Below are 15,678 nucleotides of genomic sequence, written 5' to 3' on the forward strand. Positions count from 1 at the left end.
TGGGCTCCTGACGGCGGGCTTCGGGGCGGTCCGGGCGGACGGGCTGTCCGGGTGGTCCGGGTGGCTCGCGGGCGCTTCGGCGCTTCCGGCGCTCCGGGGCTTCCGGCGCTGCGGGGCTTCCGGCGCTGCGGCCGCTTCCCGGGCGGACGGGCGTCAGAGGTTGGCCAGCACCTGGTTGACCTGGCTCTCGGCGTCCGCGAGCAGCTTGTCGAGGTCGGCGTCCCGGTCGGTGAGGACGGCGGAGACGGCCGTGTCGAGGATCTTGTAGATCAACTGGGCGTTGGCGGGCTCGGTCTTCCCGGGCACCTGGACGGCCAGGTAGGGCGCGTAGTTGGCCACCGGGACGGTCGCCGAGGCGGCCTTGGCCGTGTTGTCGGCGGCCAGGCTCGCGCCGGTGAAGAACGCGGGCTGGGGCAGGCCGACCGGCAGGCCGTCGTTCCTGGTGCGGGCGTAGTCGAACTGGCCCTTGCCGAGGGTCAGGAACTTGAAGTTGATCCAGGCGATGCCGGCCTTGATCCGGTCGGGGCCGATCCCCTTCTTGAACAGGTAGTCGTTGCCGCCGAGCAGGGCGGCCTTCCCGCCGGGCATCGGTCCCATGCCGTAGTCGGCGTAGTTCCCCTTGAGGGTCTGCACCATGTAGGTGATGTCGTCCGGCGCGCCCACGTACATGCCGAGCTTGTCGGTGGACATCTGGGTCATCAGGTCCGGCCACTTGAGGCCCTGGGTGGCACCCATCGCGTTGTCGGTCCAGCGCAGGTCGTGCAGGTTCTGCAGCACCTGGCGGCCCTCGGGGGTGCGGAAGGCGGCCTTCTTGCCGTCCGGGGTGGTCATGCTGCCGCCGAGGCCGTACAGCTCGGCGGTGTAGTGCCAGCCGCCCTGGTTGGTGGCGCTGTAGTCGCCGTAGCCGTTGACGCCGTCGCCGAGGGCGGCGATCCGCCTCGCGGCCTCGCGGATGCCGTCCCAGGTGGTCGGCGGGCTGTCGGGGTCGAGACCGGCCCGCTGGAAGAGCTTGCGGTTGTAGATCAGGCCCATCCGGTAGTTGGAGAAGGGCAGGCCGTAGAGCTTGCCGTCCGACTTGAGGGTGGCCAGCACGGACGGGTCGATGTCCTTGAGGGCGGGGACGGAGGTCTCGTCGACGTAGGCGGAGATGTCCTCGGCGGCGTCGGCGTCCAGGACCTGTTCGAGGTCGGTGAAGTAGCTGTAGAAGACGTCGGTCTGGGTCCGGCCCTTGAGCTGGGCGGTGAAGGCGGCGGGCTCCTCGCAGGGGAAGCCGTCCTTCGAGGTGACGGTGATGTTGGGGTGGAGCTGCTGGAAGGCCGCGATGTCCTCGGCCCACTGCTTGCGCTCCGCGGGCTTGTTGACGGGCGGCTGGCAGTCGATCGAGATGGTCACCCTGGTAGCCGGGTCCAGCGGCGCGGCCGCGTCCGCGGCGGGGGCGGAGGCGTCGGGCGCCTCGGCGGTGGAGCCGCTGCCGCAGGCCGCCGCGGTGAGGGCGAGGCCGGCGGCGGCGAGCGCGGCGAGGGATCTGCGGACCCGCGGGTTTCTGGTCATGGGTGGTGGACCCTTTCGAGCGGCGGGGCGGCGCGGGACACGCCGGAGCCCAGCGGTTTCGGGGTGGGGGTGCCTCGGCGGAAGGACATCGCCGGGCGGTGGCCCCACTTAAGCAGCCCGCAAGCGGGCCTCGCAATATCTCGACGCGAACTCGCAAACTTTCGACAGGCGGCTTGCGACGCGCGGGCCGGGTGCGGGCAGCCCGAGCAGGGCGGGCGCGCCGGGGCGCCCGCCCTGCCGGTCCGTGCGGGTCGGGTCCTACGGGCTGACGTTGATCCGGAAGGTGGAGGTCGTGTTGCGGATGTCGACGGCGTTGCCGTTCAGCGCGAGGTGGTTGAACGTCACCTCGCCCACCGCCGGGCCCTGGCCGGGCTCGGGCAGTTCGTTGGCCCAGACGCCGAACCCGGACTTGGCGTCGAAGGCGTCACCGCTGCGCCGGGCCCCGCTGATCGAGATGTCGGTGAACACCGTGTCGGTGACCGGGTTCTGCGGCTGCCCGCCGCTGTAGTTGGTCTGGAACATGATGCCGCTGTAGGTGGGGTCGACGATGTCCACGTCGCTCACCCGGATGCCCTGCAGCTTCTTCGAGGCCGAGAAGACCCAGATCCCGGGGAAGGTCTGCCCGCCCCAGAAGTGGCCGCCGGCCCGGACGATCGAGATGTTCTGCAGGTTGGTCGGATCGGTCCCGAAGCCGTTCATCGGATATCCGAAGTCCAGCGAGGAGATGGTCACCCCGGCGTAGCAGAGGGTGTCGGCGACGAGGATGTTGCGGAACGTGTTGGCGTAGCCGCCGTACACCGCGATGCCGGCCGCCCGCCAGGTGAGGAGGCTGGTGAGGTTCTCGTAGACGTTGTTCTTCTCGTCCGCGCCGCCGGCGTCGATCGCCGAGAACAGCGCGAAGGAGTCGTCGCCGGTGGCGCGGGCCTCGTTGTTGGCGACCAGGTTGTCGGTCGAGCCGTTGGTCATGTTGACGCCGTCGGCGAAGGTGTCGCGGATCCGCGAGTTGGTGATCCGCATCGAGTCCGTGTTGGCGCCCCAGTACATGCAGACCATGTGCTCGGTCCAGATGTCGTCGATGGTGATCCCGGAGACGTTGGAGAAGTCGAAGACCTTGCCCGGCCCGTCGATCCGCGAGGTGTAGTTGCCGAAGTAGGCGAAGCCGGCGAAGGTCGAGCCGTTGGCGCTCGCCTCGGCCCGGAAGCCGATGTCGGTGTTGGACTGGTCGGCCGGGGCGCGGAAGCGGGTGAACCACGGGCCGGCGCCGATCACCTTGACCGGCTTGCCGTACACCTGGAACTTGCTCGCCGTCCGGTAGTCCCCCGCGGGCAGGTAGACGCCGACCAGGGTCCCGGTCGTGTCCATCCGCACCCGGTCCAGCGCGTCCTGGACGTCCTGGTGGCCGAAGCCGGTCGGCACCGCGTACTTCGCCGGGTCCGGGTTCGGCCGCTGGACGGCCTGCTCCAGGCCGACGAAGTCGATCGCGTAGCTGCTGGTGTTGGCGGCGTCCTTCTGCAGCCGGATCTTCGCCCCGGCCGGGACGGTTGTCCCGAGCAGCAGGTTCGCCTCGTCGTAGATGTGCCGGGGGCTGCCCGCGGCGGGCGAGTTGCCGGGCGAGGCCTCGCTGCCGTACAGCCAGGCGTACCGGGAGGTGAGGTCGACGGCCTTGAGGAAGGTGCCGTCCACGTACACGTCCAGGGTGGCGTCCGTGCCGCCGCCGGAGGGCGCGTCGGGGATGGAGAAGCGGGTGACCAGGGTGTTGGTGGGCGCCTTGGCGGTGAACTCCACCGAGGCGCCGGTGCGGTCCAGCGTCACGGCGCGGCGCCCGGAGGCCTCGCCGGCGAGGTCGCCGATGGTGCGGTTGGGCCCGACCACGGCCGCGCCGCCGGCCAGTACGCCGTCCTCGGCCTCGTAGGTGTCGAAGGGCAGATTGGCACCCCGGCCGACGTAGAGCTGCTGGGTGCTGGTGTTGTTCGCCTGCTTGACGGTCGGCTCCTCGGCGTCCGGCGCGATCACCGTCCGCACCGTGTAACGGCCGTTGCCCGCCGTCCAACTGCCCAGCCGCACGGGGGCGGTGGTGGTGCCCGGGGCGATCACCCCGGTGTAGGAGCCGGTCAGGGTCTTCAGGACGGCGCCGGTGGCGGCGTCGGCGACGGTCAGGGTGAGGCCGTGGGTGCCGCCCGCCGAGGCGCTGCTGCCCTGGTTGCGGAGCGCCACGGTGAAGTCCACCGGGTTCCCGGCGGCCGGGTTGGCGGGCGACCAGGCGACCGGGGCGGCCACCAGGTCCGAGCCCGGGACGGGGCGGACGGTGAGCGGGGCGGGACTCGTCCAACTGTTGTTGGACTCGTCCTGCTCGATCACGGCGTTCGCCTCGTCGGCCTTCGCGGTGAGCGGGTAGCTGCCCGCCGGCTGCGGGGCGATCTGCGCCGAGACGGTGGCCGAGGCGCCGGCGGCCAGCGGACCGACCTGCGCGGTACCGGCCTTGGTGGTGCCCAGGTAGAGGGTGACGGCGCTCGGACCGGCGGGGGCCGAACCGGCGTTGCGCACCGTCGCGGACAGCGTGACCGGGTCGCTCTCCACCGGTTCGGCCGGGGCTGCGGTGACGCCGGTGACCACCAGGTCCGGGTTGGGCGCGGGCCGTCCGATCACCTGGAACTCGGCGATCTGCCCGGCCGGCGCACCGGAGTTGGCGGTGATCCGGAGCTGGACGTCGGCCACCCGGGCGCTCACCGGGACGGTGACGGTGTTCCCGCTCGGCTGGTCGAAGGTGTAGGACTTCGGCGCCACCAGGGAGGTGAACGCCGTCGCGCTCTGTTCCCGGCCCAGCACCTCGACGGTCTGCGTCCGGGTCGACCACGCCGAGGCCGGGTCGAGCTTCAGCACCACCGACCCGGTGTCGGCGTTCGCGCCCAGCGCCACCGTGAGCACGCTCGGGTAACTGCCGCCCGCGCCCTCCCAGTAGGTGGTGACGTCGTTGTCGTTGGCGTTGGTGGCGACGAAGGTGTGGACGGTGGAGGAGGCCGTGATGGCGCGGCCCGCCGCCAGGTTGGTGCCGCCGGTGCTGCCGGCGCGGGTGACGGTGTTGCTGCTCGCGGAGCGGTTGCCGGCCGCGTCCCTCGCCGTGACGTAGTAGGAGACGGTCGCGCTGTCCGGGCGGCTGTCGGTGTACGTCAGCACCGAACCGGCCACACTGGTGAGCAACTGCCCGTCCGCGTACAGGTCGTAGCCCGTCACCCCGACGTCGTCGGTCGACGCCTGCCAGCTCAGCCGGATCTGCCCCGGCCCCGCCTGGGCGTACGCCAGCCCGGTCGGCGCACTCGGCGCCCGGGTGTCGCCGCCCTGGCCGGTCCGGGTGACGGTGTTGCTGTTCGGCGACTGGTTGCCGGCCGCGTCCTTGGCGCGGACGTAGTAGGAGACGGTCGCGCTGTCCGGGCGGCTGTCGGTGTACGTCAGCACCGAACCGGCCACACTGGTGAGCAACTGCCCGTCCGCGTACAGGTCGTAGCCCGTCACCCCGACGTCGTCGGTCGACGCCTGCCAGCTCAGCCGGATCTGCCCCGGCCCCGCCTGGGCGTACGCCAGCCCGGTCGGCGCGCTCGGCGCCCGGGTGTCGCCGGTCGTCGGGCCGTAGACCTCGAAGGAGGCCAACTGTGCCGCCGGCCAACCCGAGTTGGCGGTGACCAGCAGCCGCAGGAAGCGGGTGGTCACGGTCGGCAGGTCGACGGTGGCGGTGTTCCCGCTCCGGGGGTCGAAGGTGTAGGCCGCCGAGGGCAGCAGGTCGGTGAAGGCGTTGCCGTCGGTGGAGCCCTGGACCTTCAGCGTCTGGGTGCGGCGCTCCCAGCCGGCGGGCAGCCCCAGCGCCAGCCGGTTCACCGGGACGGCGGCCCCCAGGTCGCCCTGGATCCACTGCGGGAAGGCGTTGTTGGCGCTCTCCCAATAGGTGGACCGGTCGCCGTCGTTGACGTTGCGGGCGACGTACTGGCCGTTGGCGCTGCTGGCGGCGACCGGGCGGCCGGCCACGAGATCGGGTCCGCCCGCCGCCCGGGCGACCGGTGCGACCGGCCCCCCGAGCAGGAGCATCCCCACCGCGACCGACGCTGCCGTCAGTCGTCGGAGGATACGGGTCAGGTGCATGAGTCCCTCTGTCTCTGATCGATACCGGTACCGGAGGACCGACCGGGCGTGGGCCGGCCGGCGGAGCGGGCCGACGGCGGCTTCGGCGGCGGCCCGGGGACGTACGGAGCTGGCCTCGTCGAAGAGCTCGACGGGCGCGATCAGAAAAACGACAAGATTCTGTCGCAGTTTTGCGGCTGAGCACCCAACAGTTACAGCGCGGATACGGCCATGTCAACGGAACGCGTCACGGTGGGTACACGAAAATGCGGCGGGCACCCGAAGGTGCCCGCCGCTGTCCCGCTCCCGTGCCCGGCTCCCGGCCGGGCCCGGCTCAGTCGCGCCCGCGCGCCGGCGCGGTCGACCCCCGCACCACCAGCTCCGGCTCGAAGAGCAGCTCCTCGTGGGTGACCCGGACCCCGCCGATCTCACCGACCAGCAGCTCCACCACCGCCCTGCCCATGGCGTCGATCGGCTGCCGCACGGTGGTCAGCGGCGGATCCGTGCAGGTCATGAAGGAGGAGTCGTCGTAACCGATCACCGAGACGTCCTCCGGCACCGCGAGCCCCGCCCGCCGCACCGCCCGGATCGCCCCCAGCGCCAGCGGGTCGCTCGCGCACACCACCCCGGTCACGTCCCGGCGCAGCAGCCTGGTGGTCGCGGCCTGCCCGCCCTCCAGGGAGAACAGCGCCCGCTCGACGCAATCGTCCGGCAGCTCCAGGCCGAACCGCTCGGCGGCCGCCCTGGCCGCGGCCAGCTTCCGCCGCGACGGCATGTGGTCGGCCGGGCCCAGCACCAGCCCCACCCGGCGGTGGCCCAGCTGCCGCAGGTGCCCGAAGGCCTGCTCGACCGCCACCGCGTCGTCGCAGGAGACCCGGGGGAAGTCGAGGTCCTCGACGGCCGCGTTCAGCAGCACGGTCGGCAGACTGCGCTCGGCCAGCCGGGCGTAGTGGTCGTGCGGCGCGTCGCCCTGCGCGTAGAGGCCGCCGAAGAAGACCACCCCGGAGACCTGCTGGGCCAGCAGCAGATCGACGTAGTCGGCCTCCGACACCCCGCCCGCGGTCTGGGTGCAGAGCACCGGGGTGAACCCGTGGCCGGACAGGGCGCCGCCGACCGCCTCGGCGAAGGCCGGGAAGATCGGGTTCTGGAGCTCCGGCAGCACCAGGCCCACCAGCCGGGCCCGCTCCCCGCGCAGCTGGGTGGGCCGCTCGTAGCCGAGCACGTCCAGCGCGGTCAGCACCGCCGCCCGGGTCGCCTCCGAGACGCCGGGCTTGTCGTTGAGCACACGGCTGACCGTCGCCTCGCTCACACCGACCTTCTTGGCCACCTCGGCAAGTCGTCGTGTCATGACGGGGAGTCTAGGGCAGGAACGCAAACGGCTTGCATCTTTTTGCAAGACCATTTGCGTCGGGACGGTCGCGCGCGGACGACACACCGGGCTCGGTGGACGTCGCCCGCGCAGCGCTCTCAGTAGACGTCCCGCACATAGCGCTTGTCGGCGGCCAGTTGCTTGAGGTGCACGGCGGCCTCCTCCTCGGTGAGGCCGCCGTGGGTGCGGGCGATCTCGCGCAGCGCGCCGTCCACGTCCCTGGCCATCCGGGCCGCGTCGCCGCAGACGTAGAGGTGGGCGCCGTTCTGCAGCCAGTCCCAGAGACCGAGGCCGTGCTCGCGCATCCGGTCCTGGACGTAGACCTTGTTGCGCTGGTCCCGGGAGAAGGCGAGGTCGAGGCGGTCGAGGTGGCCCGTGGCCCGGAAGTCGGCCAGCTCCTCGCGGTAGTAGAAGTCCGTCGACTGCCGCTGCTCGCCGAAGAACAGCCAGTTGGGGCCGGTGTGGCCGAGTGCCCGGCGGTCCTCCAGGAAGCCGATGAAGGGGGCGACGCCGGTGCCCGGGCCGATCATGATCATCGGGGTGGCGGGGTCCGTCGGGGGCCGGAAGTGCGCGGTCGGCCGGACGAAGACCGGCACCGGGCCGTCGCTCGCGCGGTCGGCGAGGTAGGTGGAGCAGACGCCCTTGCGGATCCGGCCGGCGCCGTTGGGGTGGCGGACCACCGAGACGGTCACCCGGACCTCGTCCGGGTGGACGAGCGGGCTGGAGGATATCGAGTACAGCCGGGGCTGGAGGGGCTTCAGGACGGCCGCCCAGTCGGCGGCCCCGGCCCGTACGGCCAGTGCGCCGACCACGTCCACGGCCTGTCGGCCCCAGGTCCACTTGGCCAGCTCACCGGTGTTGTCCGGGCGCAGCAGCCGCTTGAGGGCGCGGTCGCCGGACCGCTCCCCGGCGAAGCGGAGCAGGTCCGGGGTGATCCTGGCGATCTCCAGGTGGCCGCCCAGGGCCTCGGCGAACGGGAGTTCTCCGACGCCGGGGACGGTGACGGGGGCGTCGGGGTCGAGGCCGGTGACGGCCAGCCACTCGGCGACCAGCTCGGGGCAGTTCCGCGCCCGGACGCCCAGGACGTCCCCCGCCCGGTAGCCGAGGCCGCCGCGGTGGTCGGTGTCGCCGAGGCCGTCGCCGTGGTCGGTACCGCCGAGGCCGTCCCTGGTGTCGAAGGCGAACTGCCGGACCTCCTTCGCGGAGCCGGGCAGGCCGAGCAGCCGGTTGCCGGTCACCCGGGCGCCGAAGGGCGACTCCTTGGAGTACCCGGTCCGGGGTGCGGGGACGGCCACCGGGGCAACCGGGACCACCGACGTCGGCGCGGTGGCGGTGGGGGTCCTGTCGGCCGGGACGGCCAGCGCGGCCACCACCTGCTCCAACCACCGGTCGGCCGCGTCCCGGTAGTCGGGCTCGCAGTCCGCGCGCGGGGCGATCCTGGTCGCGCCGAGTTCCCCGAGCCGTTGATCGAGGCGACGCCCGTGGCCGCAGAAGTCGCTGTAGCTCGAATCGCCGAGCGCGAGCACGGCGTAGCGCAACCCGCCGGCGTCCGGCGGCGCGTCGGCGAGCACCCCTTCCCAGAAGCCGGCGCCGTTGTCGGGGGCCTCGCCGTCGCCGAAGGTACTGGTGATCAGGAGCACGGGCGCCCCGGCCGCCAGGGTGGCGGGCCCGGCCTGGTCCATGGCGAGCAGCAGCGGCTGCCAGCCCTCGGCCGTCAGGCGTTCGGCGACCTCGGCGGCGACCTGCTCGGCGGTGCCCGTCTGCGAGGCCCACAGGACGGTCACGGCCCGCCCCGCCTCCGGGAGGGCCGACGGACCGGCCGCGTCCTCGGCCGCTGCCGCCGCTCCCGGCACCTGCACCTGCGCCGGTCCGAGCACCCCGGTCGCCGCCGGTCCCTCCGCTCCCGCCACCAGGCGCGAGTACGCCCCGGCCAGCACGCCGTTGACCCACCGCGCCCGCTCGGGGTCGACCGGCGCCTGCGCGGGCAGTACCGGCACCCCGGCGGCCCCGGCCGGCGCGGACGGCACCCCGGCCAGGAAGCCCGCCAAATAGGTGCGTTCGGCGGCCGTCAGCTGCGGCGCCTCGACCGCGTCGACGCCCAACAGCCCGGCCAGCGCCGCGAGCTGCGACCCCCCGACCGCGCGCGGCCCCTGCTCCACCGAGGACGCGGGCGCGGGCGACGGCGCGGACTCCCCGGCCGTCACGGACTCCACGGCCGTCCCGGACTCCGCCGCCGTCCCGGACCCCCCGGCCGTCCCGGACTCCGCCGCCGGTGGCGCGGCCGCCTCCTGCGGGACCGGCGCCGCGACCGGACGCAGCGCGACCGCGCAGACCTTCAGCTCCGGCTGGAACGAGACCGGGTCGACCGCGTCACTGGTGACCGCGTTGATGCTGAGGTACTCGCCGAACAGGTCGTTCCAGTGGAACGGCGCGAAGCAGTCCCCCGGCCGCACCCGGTCGGTGACCACCGCCGGCAGCACGGCCCGCCCGCGTCTCGACGCCACCTCCAGCCGGTCGCCGTCGACCACGCCGAGCGCCTCCGCGTCCTGCGGGTGGATCTCGACGAACGGGCCCGGGTCGAGCCGGTTGAGCTTGGCGACCCGGCCGGTCTTGGTGAGGGTGTGCCACTGGTGCTGCAACCGACCGGTGTTGAGGCAGAACGGGTAGTCCTGGTCCGGCAGTTCGGCGGGCGGCAGGTGCGGGCGGGCGAAGAACACGGCCCGGCCGGACGGGGTCGGGAAGGCCAGCCTCGGCCGGCTCCCGTCCGGCCGCTCCAGCAGCGTCTGGCTGACGCCGTCGTTGAGGTAGCGGACCGGGTTGCGCTCCGGCCCGTCGGGATCGGCGGCCGGCCACTGCACGGGGGCGTCCCGCAGCCGGGCGTAGCTCACGCCCCGCAGGTCCCAACCGGTCTTCGGGTTCCAGGCCCGCTTGAGCTCCTCGAAGACCTCCTCCGCGCTCGCGTAGTCGAAGGCCTCGGCGAAGCCCATCTCGCAGGCCACCCGGGCGATGATGCGCCAGTCCGGCAGCGCCCCGCCGACCGGGTCGGCGGCCGGCCGGGCCAGGGTGAGGCCGCGCTCCGAGTTGACCAGCACCCCCTCCGTCTCGGCCCAGAACGCGGCGGGCAGCACCACGTCGGCGTAGGCGTTGGTCTCGGTGTCGGCGAACACGTCCTGGGTGATGACGAGTTCGGCGGCCTCCAGCCCGGCGATGACGGTCTTGCGGTTGGCGACCGAGGCGACCGGATTGGTGCAGATGATCCAGCACGCCTTGATCTCCCCCTCGGCCATCCGGGAGAACATCTCGACGGTGCCCCGGCCGACCTCGGTGCGCAGCGTGCCGGGCGGCACACCCCAGAGCTCCTCCGTGAAGGCCCGTTCCGCCGGGTCCAGCACCGACCGCTGCCCGGGCAGGCCGGGCCCCATGTAGCCCATCTCCCGGCCGCCCATCGCGTTGGGCTGGCCGGTGAGGGAGAACGGGCCGCTGCCGGGGCGGCAGATCGCGCCGGTCGCCAGGTGCAGGTTGACCAGGGCGTTGGTGTTCCAGGTGCCGTGGGTGGACTGGTTGAGCCCCATCGTCCAGCAGCTCGTCCACTCCGCGGCCGCGCCGATCAGCCGGGCGGCGGCGCGGATGTCCTCCTCGGCGATCCCGGTGGTCCGGGCGACCTCGGCGGGCGGGTAGTCCGCCAGGAAGCCGGGCATCTGCTCCCAGCCCTCGGTGAACTCCTCGATGAAGGCCGGGTCGGTGTCGCCGTTCTCGACCAGCAGGTGCAGCAGCCCGTTGAGCAGCGCCAGGTCCGTGCCGGGCCGGATCTGGAGGAAGAGGTCGGCCTTGTCGGCGGTCGCGGTGCGCCGGGGGTCGACGACGATCAGCTTGGCGCCCGCCTTCTTGACCCGGTCCATCATCCGCAGGAACAGGATCGGGTGGCAGTCGGCCATGTTGGAGCCGATGACGAGGAACACGTCGGCGTGGTCGAGGTCCCGGTACGAGCCGGGCGGCCCGTCCGCGCCCAGCGACAGCTTGTAGCCGCTGCCCGCGCTCGCCATGCACAGCCGGGAGTTGGACTCGATCTGGTTGGTGCGGACGAAGCCCTTGGCGAGCTTGTTCACCAGGTACTGGGCCTCCAGCGTCATCTGGCCCGAGACGTAGAAGGCCAGCGCGTCCGGCCCGTGCTCGTCGAGCACCGCCCGCAGCCGTCGCGCCGTCGCGGTGATCGCCGCGTCCACGTCCTCGGCCCCGGGTTCGGCTCCCCGCTCGGCCCGGACCAGCGCGGTGGTCAGCCGCCCGGGCGCGGCGAGCATGTCCGAGGTGGTGGCGCCCTTGGTGCAGAGCCGACCGGCGTTGACGGGGTGGTCGCGGTCCCCGGAGGACTTCACCACGGTGCGTCGGCCGGTCGCCCCGTCGACGGCCACGTCGAGCAGCATGCCGCAGCCGACACCGCAGTACGAGCAGACGGTGCGAACACGCTCGACGGGCTTCGGGTCCGGTACCGTCACCACGGCTCCCTCTCAGGTAGCGATCTCCGGCCTCGGTCCTGCCGGTCCGTGCCGTCCGGCGGTGAGGAGGCCCACCACCGGCACCGTAGGAAGACGGCGTTAACACGAGATCACGAACCCGGACGCCGTGCGTAAACCCCGCCGCACGGCCGGCACCCCACCCCGGTGAGCCCGGGGCCGGCCGCACCGCCCACCGGACCTGCCGGACGCGCCCGAACCCGGCGAGCCCGCCCGACCCCGCGGACCCCGACCGACCGGCCGACCGCCTTCGCACAGTGCCACGGCGGGCGGGCCGTTGCCAAGACGCCGCCGCGCCCGGACCCGCCGGGCGGCGGGGACGGGCGCGGGAACGGCACGTGTTGCGGCTTCAGCCCGGCGGGGGCGGCACGGTGACCGGGGAGGAAGCGCCGGGGAGGACGAGGCTCGGCGTCCCGCTCCCGTCGGCGGGGGTGGACCAGACGTCGGTGGCCTTGCTCCCGTGGACCGGGAGGGCGTAGGCGAGGGTGCTGTCGTCGAGCCACGCGGCCTGGTCGTCGACGCTCCGGGTCTCGGCGAGCGGGTGCTCGCGGAGGTCGGCCAGGTCGAGGACGTAGAGGCGCCAGGGCGCCACGGGGTCGGCGGAGACCTTCTTCTTGAAGGCGATCCGGGTCCCGTCCGGGGAGAGCGAGGGGCACTCGACGTTCTCCCGCAGGGTGCGGGCCGACCAGGCCTTGAGGTCGCCCTCGACCAGGTGGGTGCGGCCGCCCGTCGACACGGTGGCGTAGAAGCGGTTGTCGTCGGCTGCGAAGTTGACGCCCCAGTAGTTGAGGTCGGCGGCGTGGTAGCGGGTGTCCCCGATCGTCAGCAGGATCTCCTCCACCGACTTGATCAGATAGCCCGTGCGCAGGTCCAGGACCGAGGTCCGGGTCGAGAAGCGGCCGGCGGCGTAGGAGTCGCCGACGGCGAAGGTGGTCCAGGACAGCACCTGGCCGGAGGGCGACACCCGGGCCCGGTTGGGGATGCCGGGGACGGTCACCTTCCGGAGCTCGGTGAACCGCCGGTCGTAGACCACCGCCTCGGTGCGGGCCGGGGTGCCGGGCAGGGCGCGCAGGCACAGGGCCCGGTCCCCCGCGGCGTAGAACCGGGCGCAGGACGGGCCGTCCGCCACCCCGCCCGGGCTGCGGGCGACCCGGCCGGTGGCGGTGTCGCGGTAGTAGAGGCCGGGCTCCTCCAGGGTGAACGAGGCTTCCGCCGCGACGAGTTGCGGACCGCCGCCGCGTTGCCGGGCGTGCAGCACATAACCGAGGGAACCGCCCAGGAGGACGAGGACGGCGAGGACCAGCACGATCGAACGGGACTTCATCGGACCTTCCTTCCCGGCAGGATCCGCCAGGCGGCGGTGAGCGCGACGGCCAGCACGAGGGCGGCCGAGACCAGGGCCGGGCGCGGCCCCCACCAGGTCCAGGCCGCGCCGAAGCCGGCGGCACCGACCAGGCGGGCCAGGGCCTGGCCGGTCTGCAGGACGGCGAGCCCGCTCGCCCGGCCCCGCGCCGGGAGCGCGGGCGCGGCCAGGGCCATCAGCACACCGTCGGTGGCGGCGTAGAAGACACCCAGGAGGACCAGCACGAGCACCGCGACCGCCGGGCCGGCCGGGGCCAGCAGGGTGAGGTAGGCGGCGAGCAGGGCGCCGTGGCCGAGCAGGAAGGGGATCCGCCGTCCGCTCCGGTCCGCGAGCCGCCCGGCGGGGACGGCGAGCAGCAGGTAGCAGGCCGCCGAACCGAGCGGCAGCAGCGGGAAGAGCGCGGCCGGGAGGTCGAGGCCGCGCTGGAGTAGCAGGTAGAGGAAGGAGTCGCCGATGGTGGCGGCGCCGAGCAGCGCCGCGGCCACGACCACCCGCCGGAAGGCGGGGTCGGCGAGCACCCGGGGCGCGGTCCTGGCCGGCTTCGGGGCCGGGACGGGCTTCGGGGCGTGCGTCGCCGTCACGGCCCGCGTCGGCATGACGGCCCGCGTCGGCGTCACGGCCTGCGTCGGCGTGACGGCCCGCGTCGGCTTCACGGGGGTGGTCGGCGCCCCCGGGTCGGCAGGCACGAACAGCCCCAGCACCACCACGCCGAGCAGGCCGATGGCGAAGCTGAGCACGAACACCGCGTCGTAGGCGTCCGCCGTCGCCCACAGGACCAGGAACGCGACCAGCGGACCGAGCAGCGCCCCGGTGGTGTCCATCGCCCGGTGCACGCCGAACGCCCGGCCGAGGGCCTCCGGCGGCGCGCTGAGCGTGATCATCGCGTCCCGGGGCGCGGTGCGCACGCCCTTGCCGAGCCGGTCGGCGGCCATCGCGGCGGCGATCCCGCCCGCCGCCCCGCCCGCCAGCAGCAGGCCGAGCCGGGAGAGCGCGGAGAGCAGGTAGCCCGCCCCGGCCACGGTCCGGTGGCGGCCGCCGCCGCGGTCGGCGAGCCGCCCGCCGAGGAGCCGGACCAGCGCCGTGGCGCCGTTGAACAGTCCGTCGAAGACGCCGAACTGGAGGGGTGACAGGCCGAGGCCCAGCACCAGGTAGAGCGGCAGCACGGCCCCGACCATCTCCGAGGAGATGTCGGTGACCAGGCTGACCGCCCCGAGCGCGACGACCGTACCGGGGACGCGCCGCCCCGCCCCGACGGGGCGGGGCGGCGCGTCCGAACGGCGGCCGGTGGTGGCCAGGTACATCATCAGTGGCAGCTGTACGTCGGGCTGGTGTCCTTGGCCTTGCCGTCCGTGCCGACGTAGCTCCAGCCGTACCCGGAGTCGGTGAAGTCGAGCTTCAGCACGCCGTAGTCGCCGCTGATCCGCTTCTGGCTGTTCGGCTGGACCTGCTCGATCGGGTAGGGCTCGGCGCCGCCCATGCCGCCGACGATCTCGACGATCCCGTCCGCGGTGGCCTTACCGTCCGGGTCCTGCGGGGCGAACCGCTCGTAGTGGTGGTCGTGCCCGTTGAGCACCAGGTCGGCCTTGGCGTCGTAGAGGATCCGCCACACCGGCCGGGAGACCGGGTCGTTGCCGTGCCCGCCCGAGGAGTACAGCGGGTGGTGCCAGTAGGCGGCGACGCACTTCTTGCCGTTCGCCGCGAGGTCGGCCTTCAGCCAGTCGATCTGGGCGCTCTGGTCGAAGGCGTTGGAGTCCAGGGCGACGAAGTGCCAGTTGCCCTCGTCGAAGCTGTACCAGCTCTTGCCCTGCGGATAGGCGATGCTGCCGAAGTAGGCCTTGTAGCCGACGAGGGAGCCGGCCGGGTCGTAGGTCTCGTGGTTGCCGGGGACGGGGTGGGTCTTGGCCTTGAACGCGCCCCAGGTCTTGTCGTAGTAGGCCTTGAAGTCGGACAACCGGGCGTCGTCGTACTGGCTGTCACCCATCGTCAGGTAGAACTTCGGGTCGATCCGCTGGGCGAGGGCCGCGGTCTTCGGGTGCGCGCAGGCGCTGTCCGAGGCGGTGCACTGCGCGGCGATGTCGCCCGCCGCGACCACGGTGAAGGCCCCGCCCGGCGTGGGCCCGGTGGTCGTCGCGGTCGGTGTCGGCGTCGGTGTCGTGCCCGAGGTCCCGTAGACCTCCATCTCGATCAGCGAGTAGCCGTAGGAGGTGCCGCGCGCCGTCCCGTACATCCGGACGTAGCGGCCCTTCCCGGTCAGGCCGGTCCAGTCGTCCGTCCCGCCGTTGCTGGCCTTCTCCTCGGCGACCTGGGTCCAGGTCGCCCCGTCCGCGGACACCTCCAGGCGGTACGCCTTCGCGTACGCGGCCTCCCAGGTCAGCTTGATCCGCGAGACGGAGGCGTTCGCCCCGAGGTCGACCCGCAGCCACTGCGGGTCCTTGCCCTCGGCGCTCGCCCACCGCGTACCGGTGTTCCCGTCGAACGCCTTGCCCGCCGCGTACGACGAGCCCTCCGTGGACGAGGCCGTGGCGGCCTTGCCCCGCGAGAGCAGCGGATCGGCCGCCGCTCCCGCCCGCCCGGACCAGCCGAGCAACAGTCCGCCCACCAGCACGAGCACGGCGGCGAACACTCCGATGTGTACAGGCCTCACTGAGACTTCGGGACGCATCCCTGGACTCCCTGACCTAGAACGAGGGCAAGAGCTGGACTCCGGCCCGGCCCGCACGCGAGCCTTCCGGCCGGGCGGCGGCCCGCACCACCGCAGCGGCCGGGTCAGAGCT

At 73.3% G+C, this 15,678-nt stretch carries 7 protein-coding genes; all 7 read right to left on the minus strand.

All coding sequences use genetic code 11. The annotated features are described in order from the left end of the window. Positions 1-153: 153 nt before the first annotated feature. On the minus strand, positions 154-1,551 hold the full coding sequence (locus tag ACW14Y_RS04090) for an extracellular solute-binding protein (protein WP_456985891.1): 1,398 nt from the start codon (positions 1,549-1,551) through the stop codon (positions 154-156). Positions 1,552-1,809: 258 nt separating this feature from the next. Then, entirely contained in the window at positions 1,810-5,682 is a 3,873-nt protein-coding gene (locus ACW14Y_RS04095; RefSeq protein WP_456985892.1) for a discoidin domain-containing protein, read from the minus strand. 313 nt (positions 5,683-5,995) lie between these two features. Next, complete coding sequence (locus ACW14Y_RS04100) at positions 5,996-7,009, minus strand: LacI family DNA-binding transcriptional regulator (RefSeq protein ID WP_380305745.1); 1,014 nt, start codon at positions 7,007-7,009, stop codon at positions 5,996-5,998. Positions 7,010-7,128: 119 nt separating this feature from the next. Beyond that, the gene (locus tag ACW14Y_RS04105) at positions 7,129-11,523 is read right to left on the minus strand and encodes a molybdopterin-dependent oxidoreductase (RefSeq protein WP_456985893.1); all 4,395 of its coding nucleotides are present in this window, start codon (positions 11,521-11,523) and stop codon (positions 7,129-7,131) included. 367 nt (positions 11,524-11,890) lie between these two features. Continuing rightward, a complete protein-coding gene (locus tag ACW14Y_RS04110; protein ID WP_456985894.1) occupies positions 11,891-12,865 on the minus strand; it encodes a hypothetical protein in 975 nt (324 codons plus the stop codon). After that, the gene (locus ACW14Y_RS04115) at positions 12,862-14,205 is read right to left on the minus strand and encodes an MFS transporter (RefSeq protein ID WP_456988060.1); all 1,344 of its coding nucleotides are present in this window, start codon (positions 14,203-14,205) and stop codon (positions 12,862-12,864) included. The genes ACW14Y_RS04110 and ACW14Y_RS04115 overlap by 4 nt, the downstream gene beginning before the upstream one ends. 2 nt (positions 14,206-14,207) lie before the next feature. Beyond that, complete coding sequence (locus ACW14Y_RS04120; protein WP_456985895.1) at positions 14,208-15,527, minus strand: discoidin domain-containing protein; 1,320 nt, start codon at positions 15,525-15,527, stop codon at positions 14,208-14,210. Between the last annotated feature and the right edge of the window lie 151 nt (positions 15,528-15,678).

The sequence above is a fragment of the Kitasatospora sp. cg17-2 genome (assembly GCF_054031055.1).

Bases quoted from the DNA above. Each gene is read 5' to 3' on its own strand.
- ACW14Y_RS04090 (WP_456985891.1), bottom strand. From the start codon at position 1,551: ATGACCAGAAACCCGCGGGTCCGCAGATCCCTCGCCGCGCTCGCCGCC.
- ACW14Y_RS04095 (WP_456985892.1), bottom strand. From the start codon at position 5,682: ATGCACCTGACCCGTATCCTCCGACGACTGACGGCAGCGTCGGTCGCG.
- ACW14Y_RS04100 (WP_380305745.1), bottom strand. From the start codon at position 7,009: ATGACACGACGACTTGCCGAGGTGGCCAAGAAGGTCGGTGTGAGCGAG.
- ACW14Y_RS04110 (WP_456985894.1), bottom strand. From the start codon at position 12,865: ATGAAGTCCCGTTCGATCGTGCTGGTCCTCGCCGTCCTCGTCCTCCTG.
- ACW14Y_RS04115 (WP_456988060.1), bottom strand. From the start codon at position 14,205: ATGTACCTGGCCACCACCGGCCGCCGTTCGGACGCGCCGCCCCGCCCC.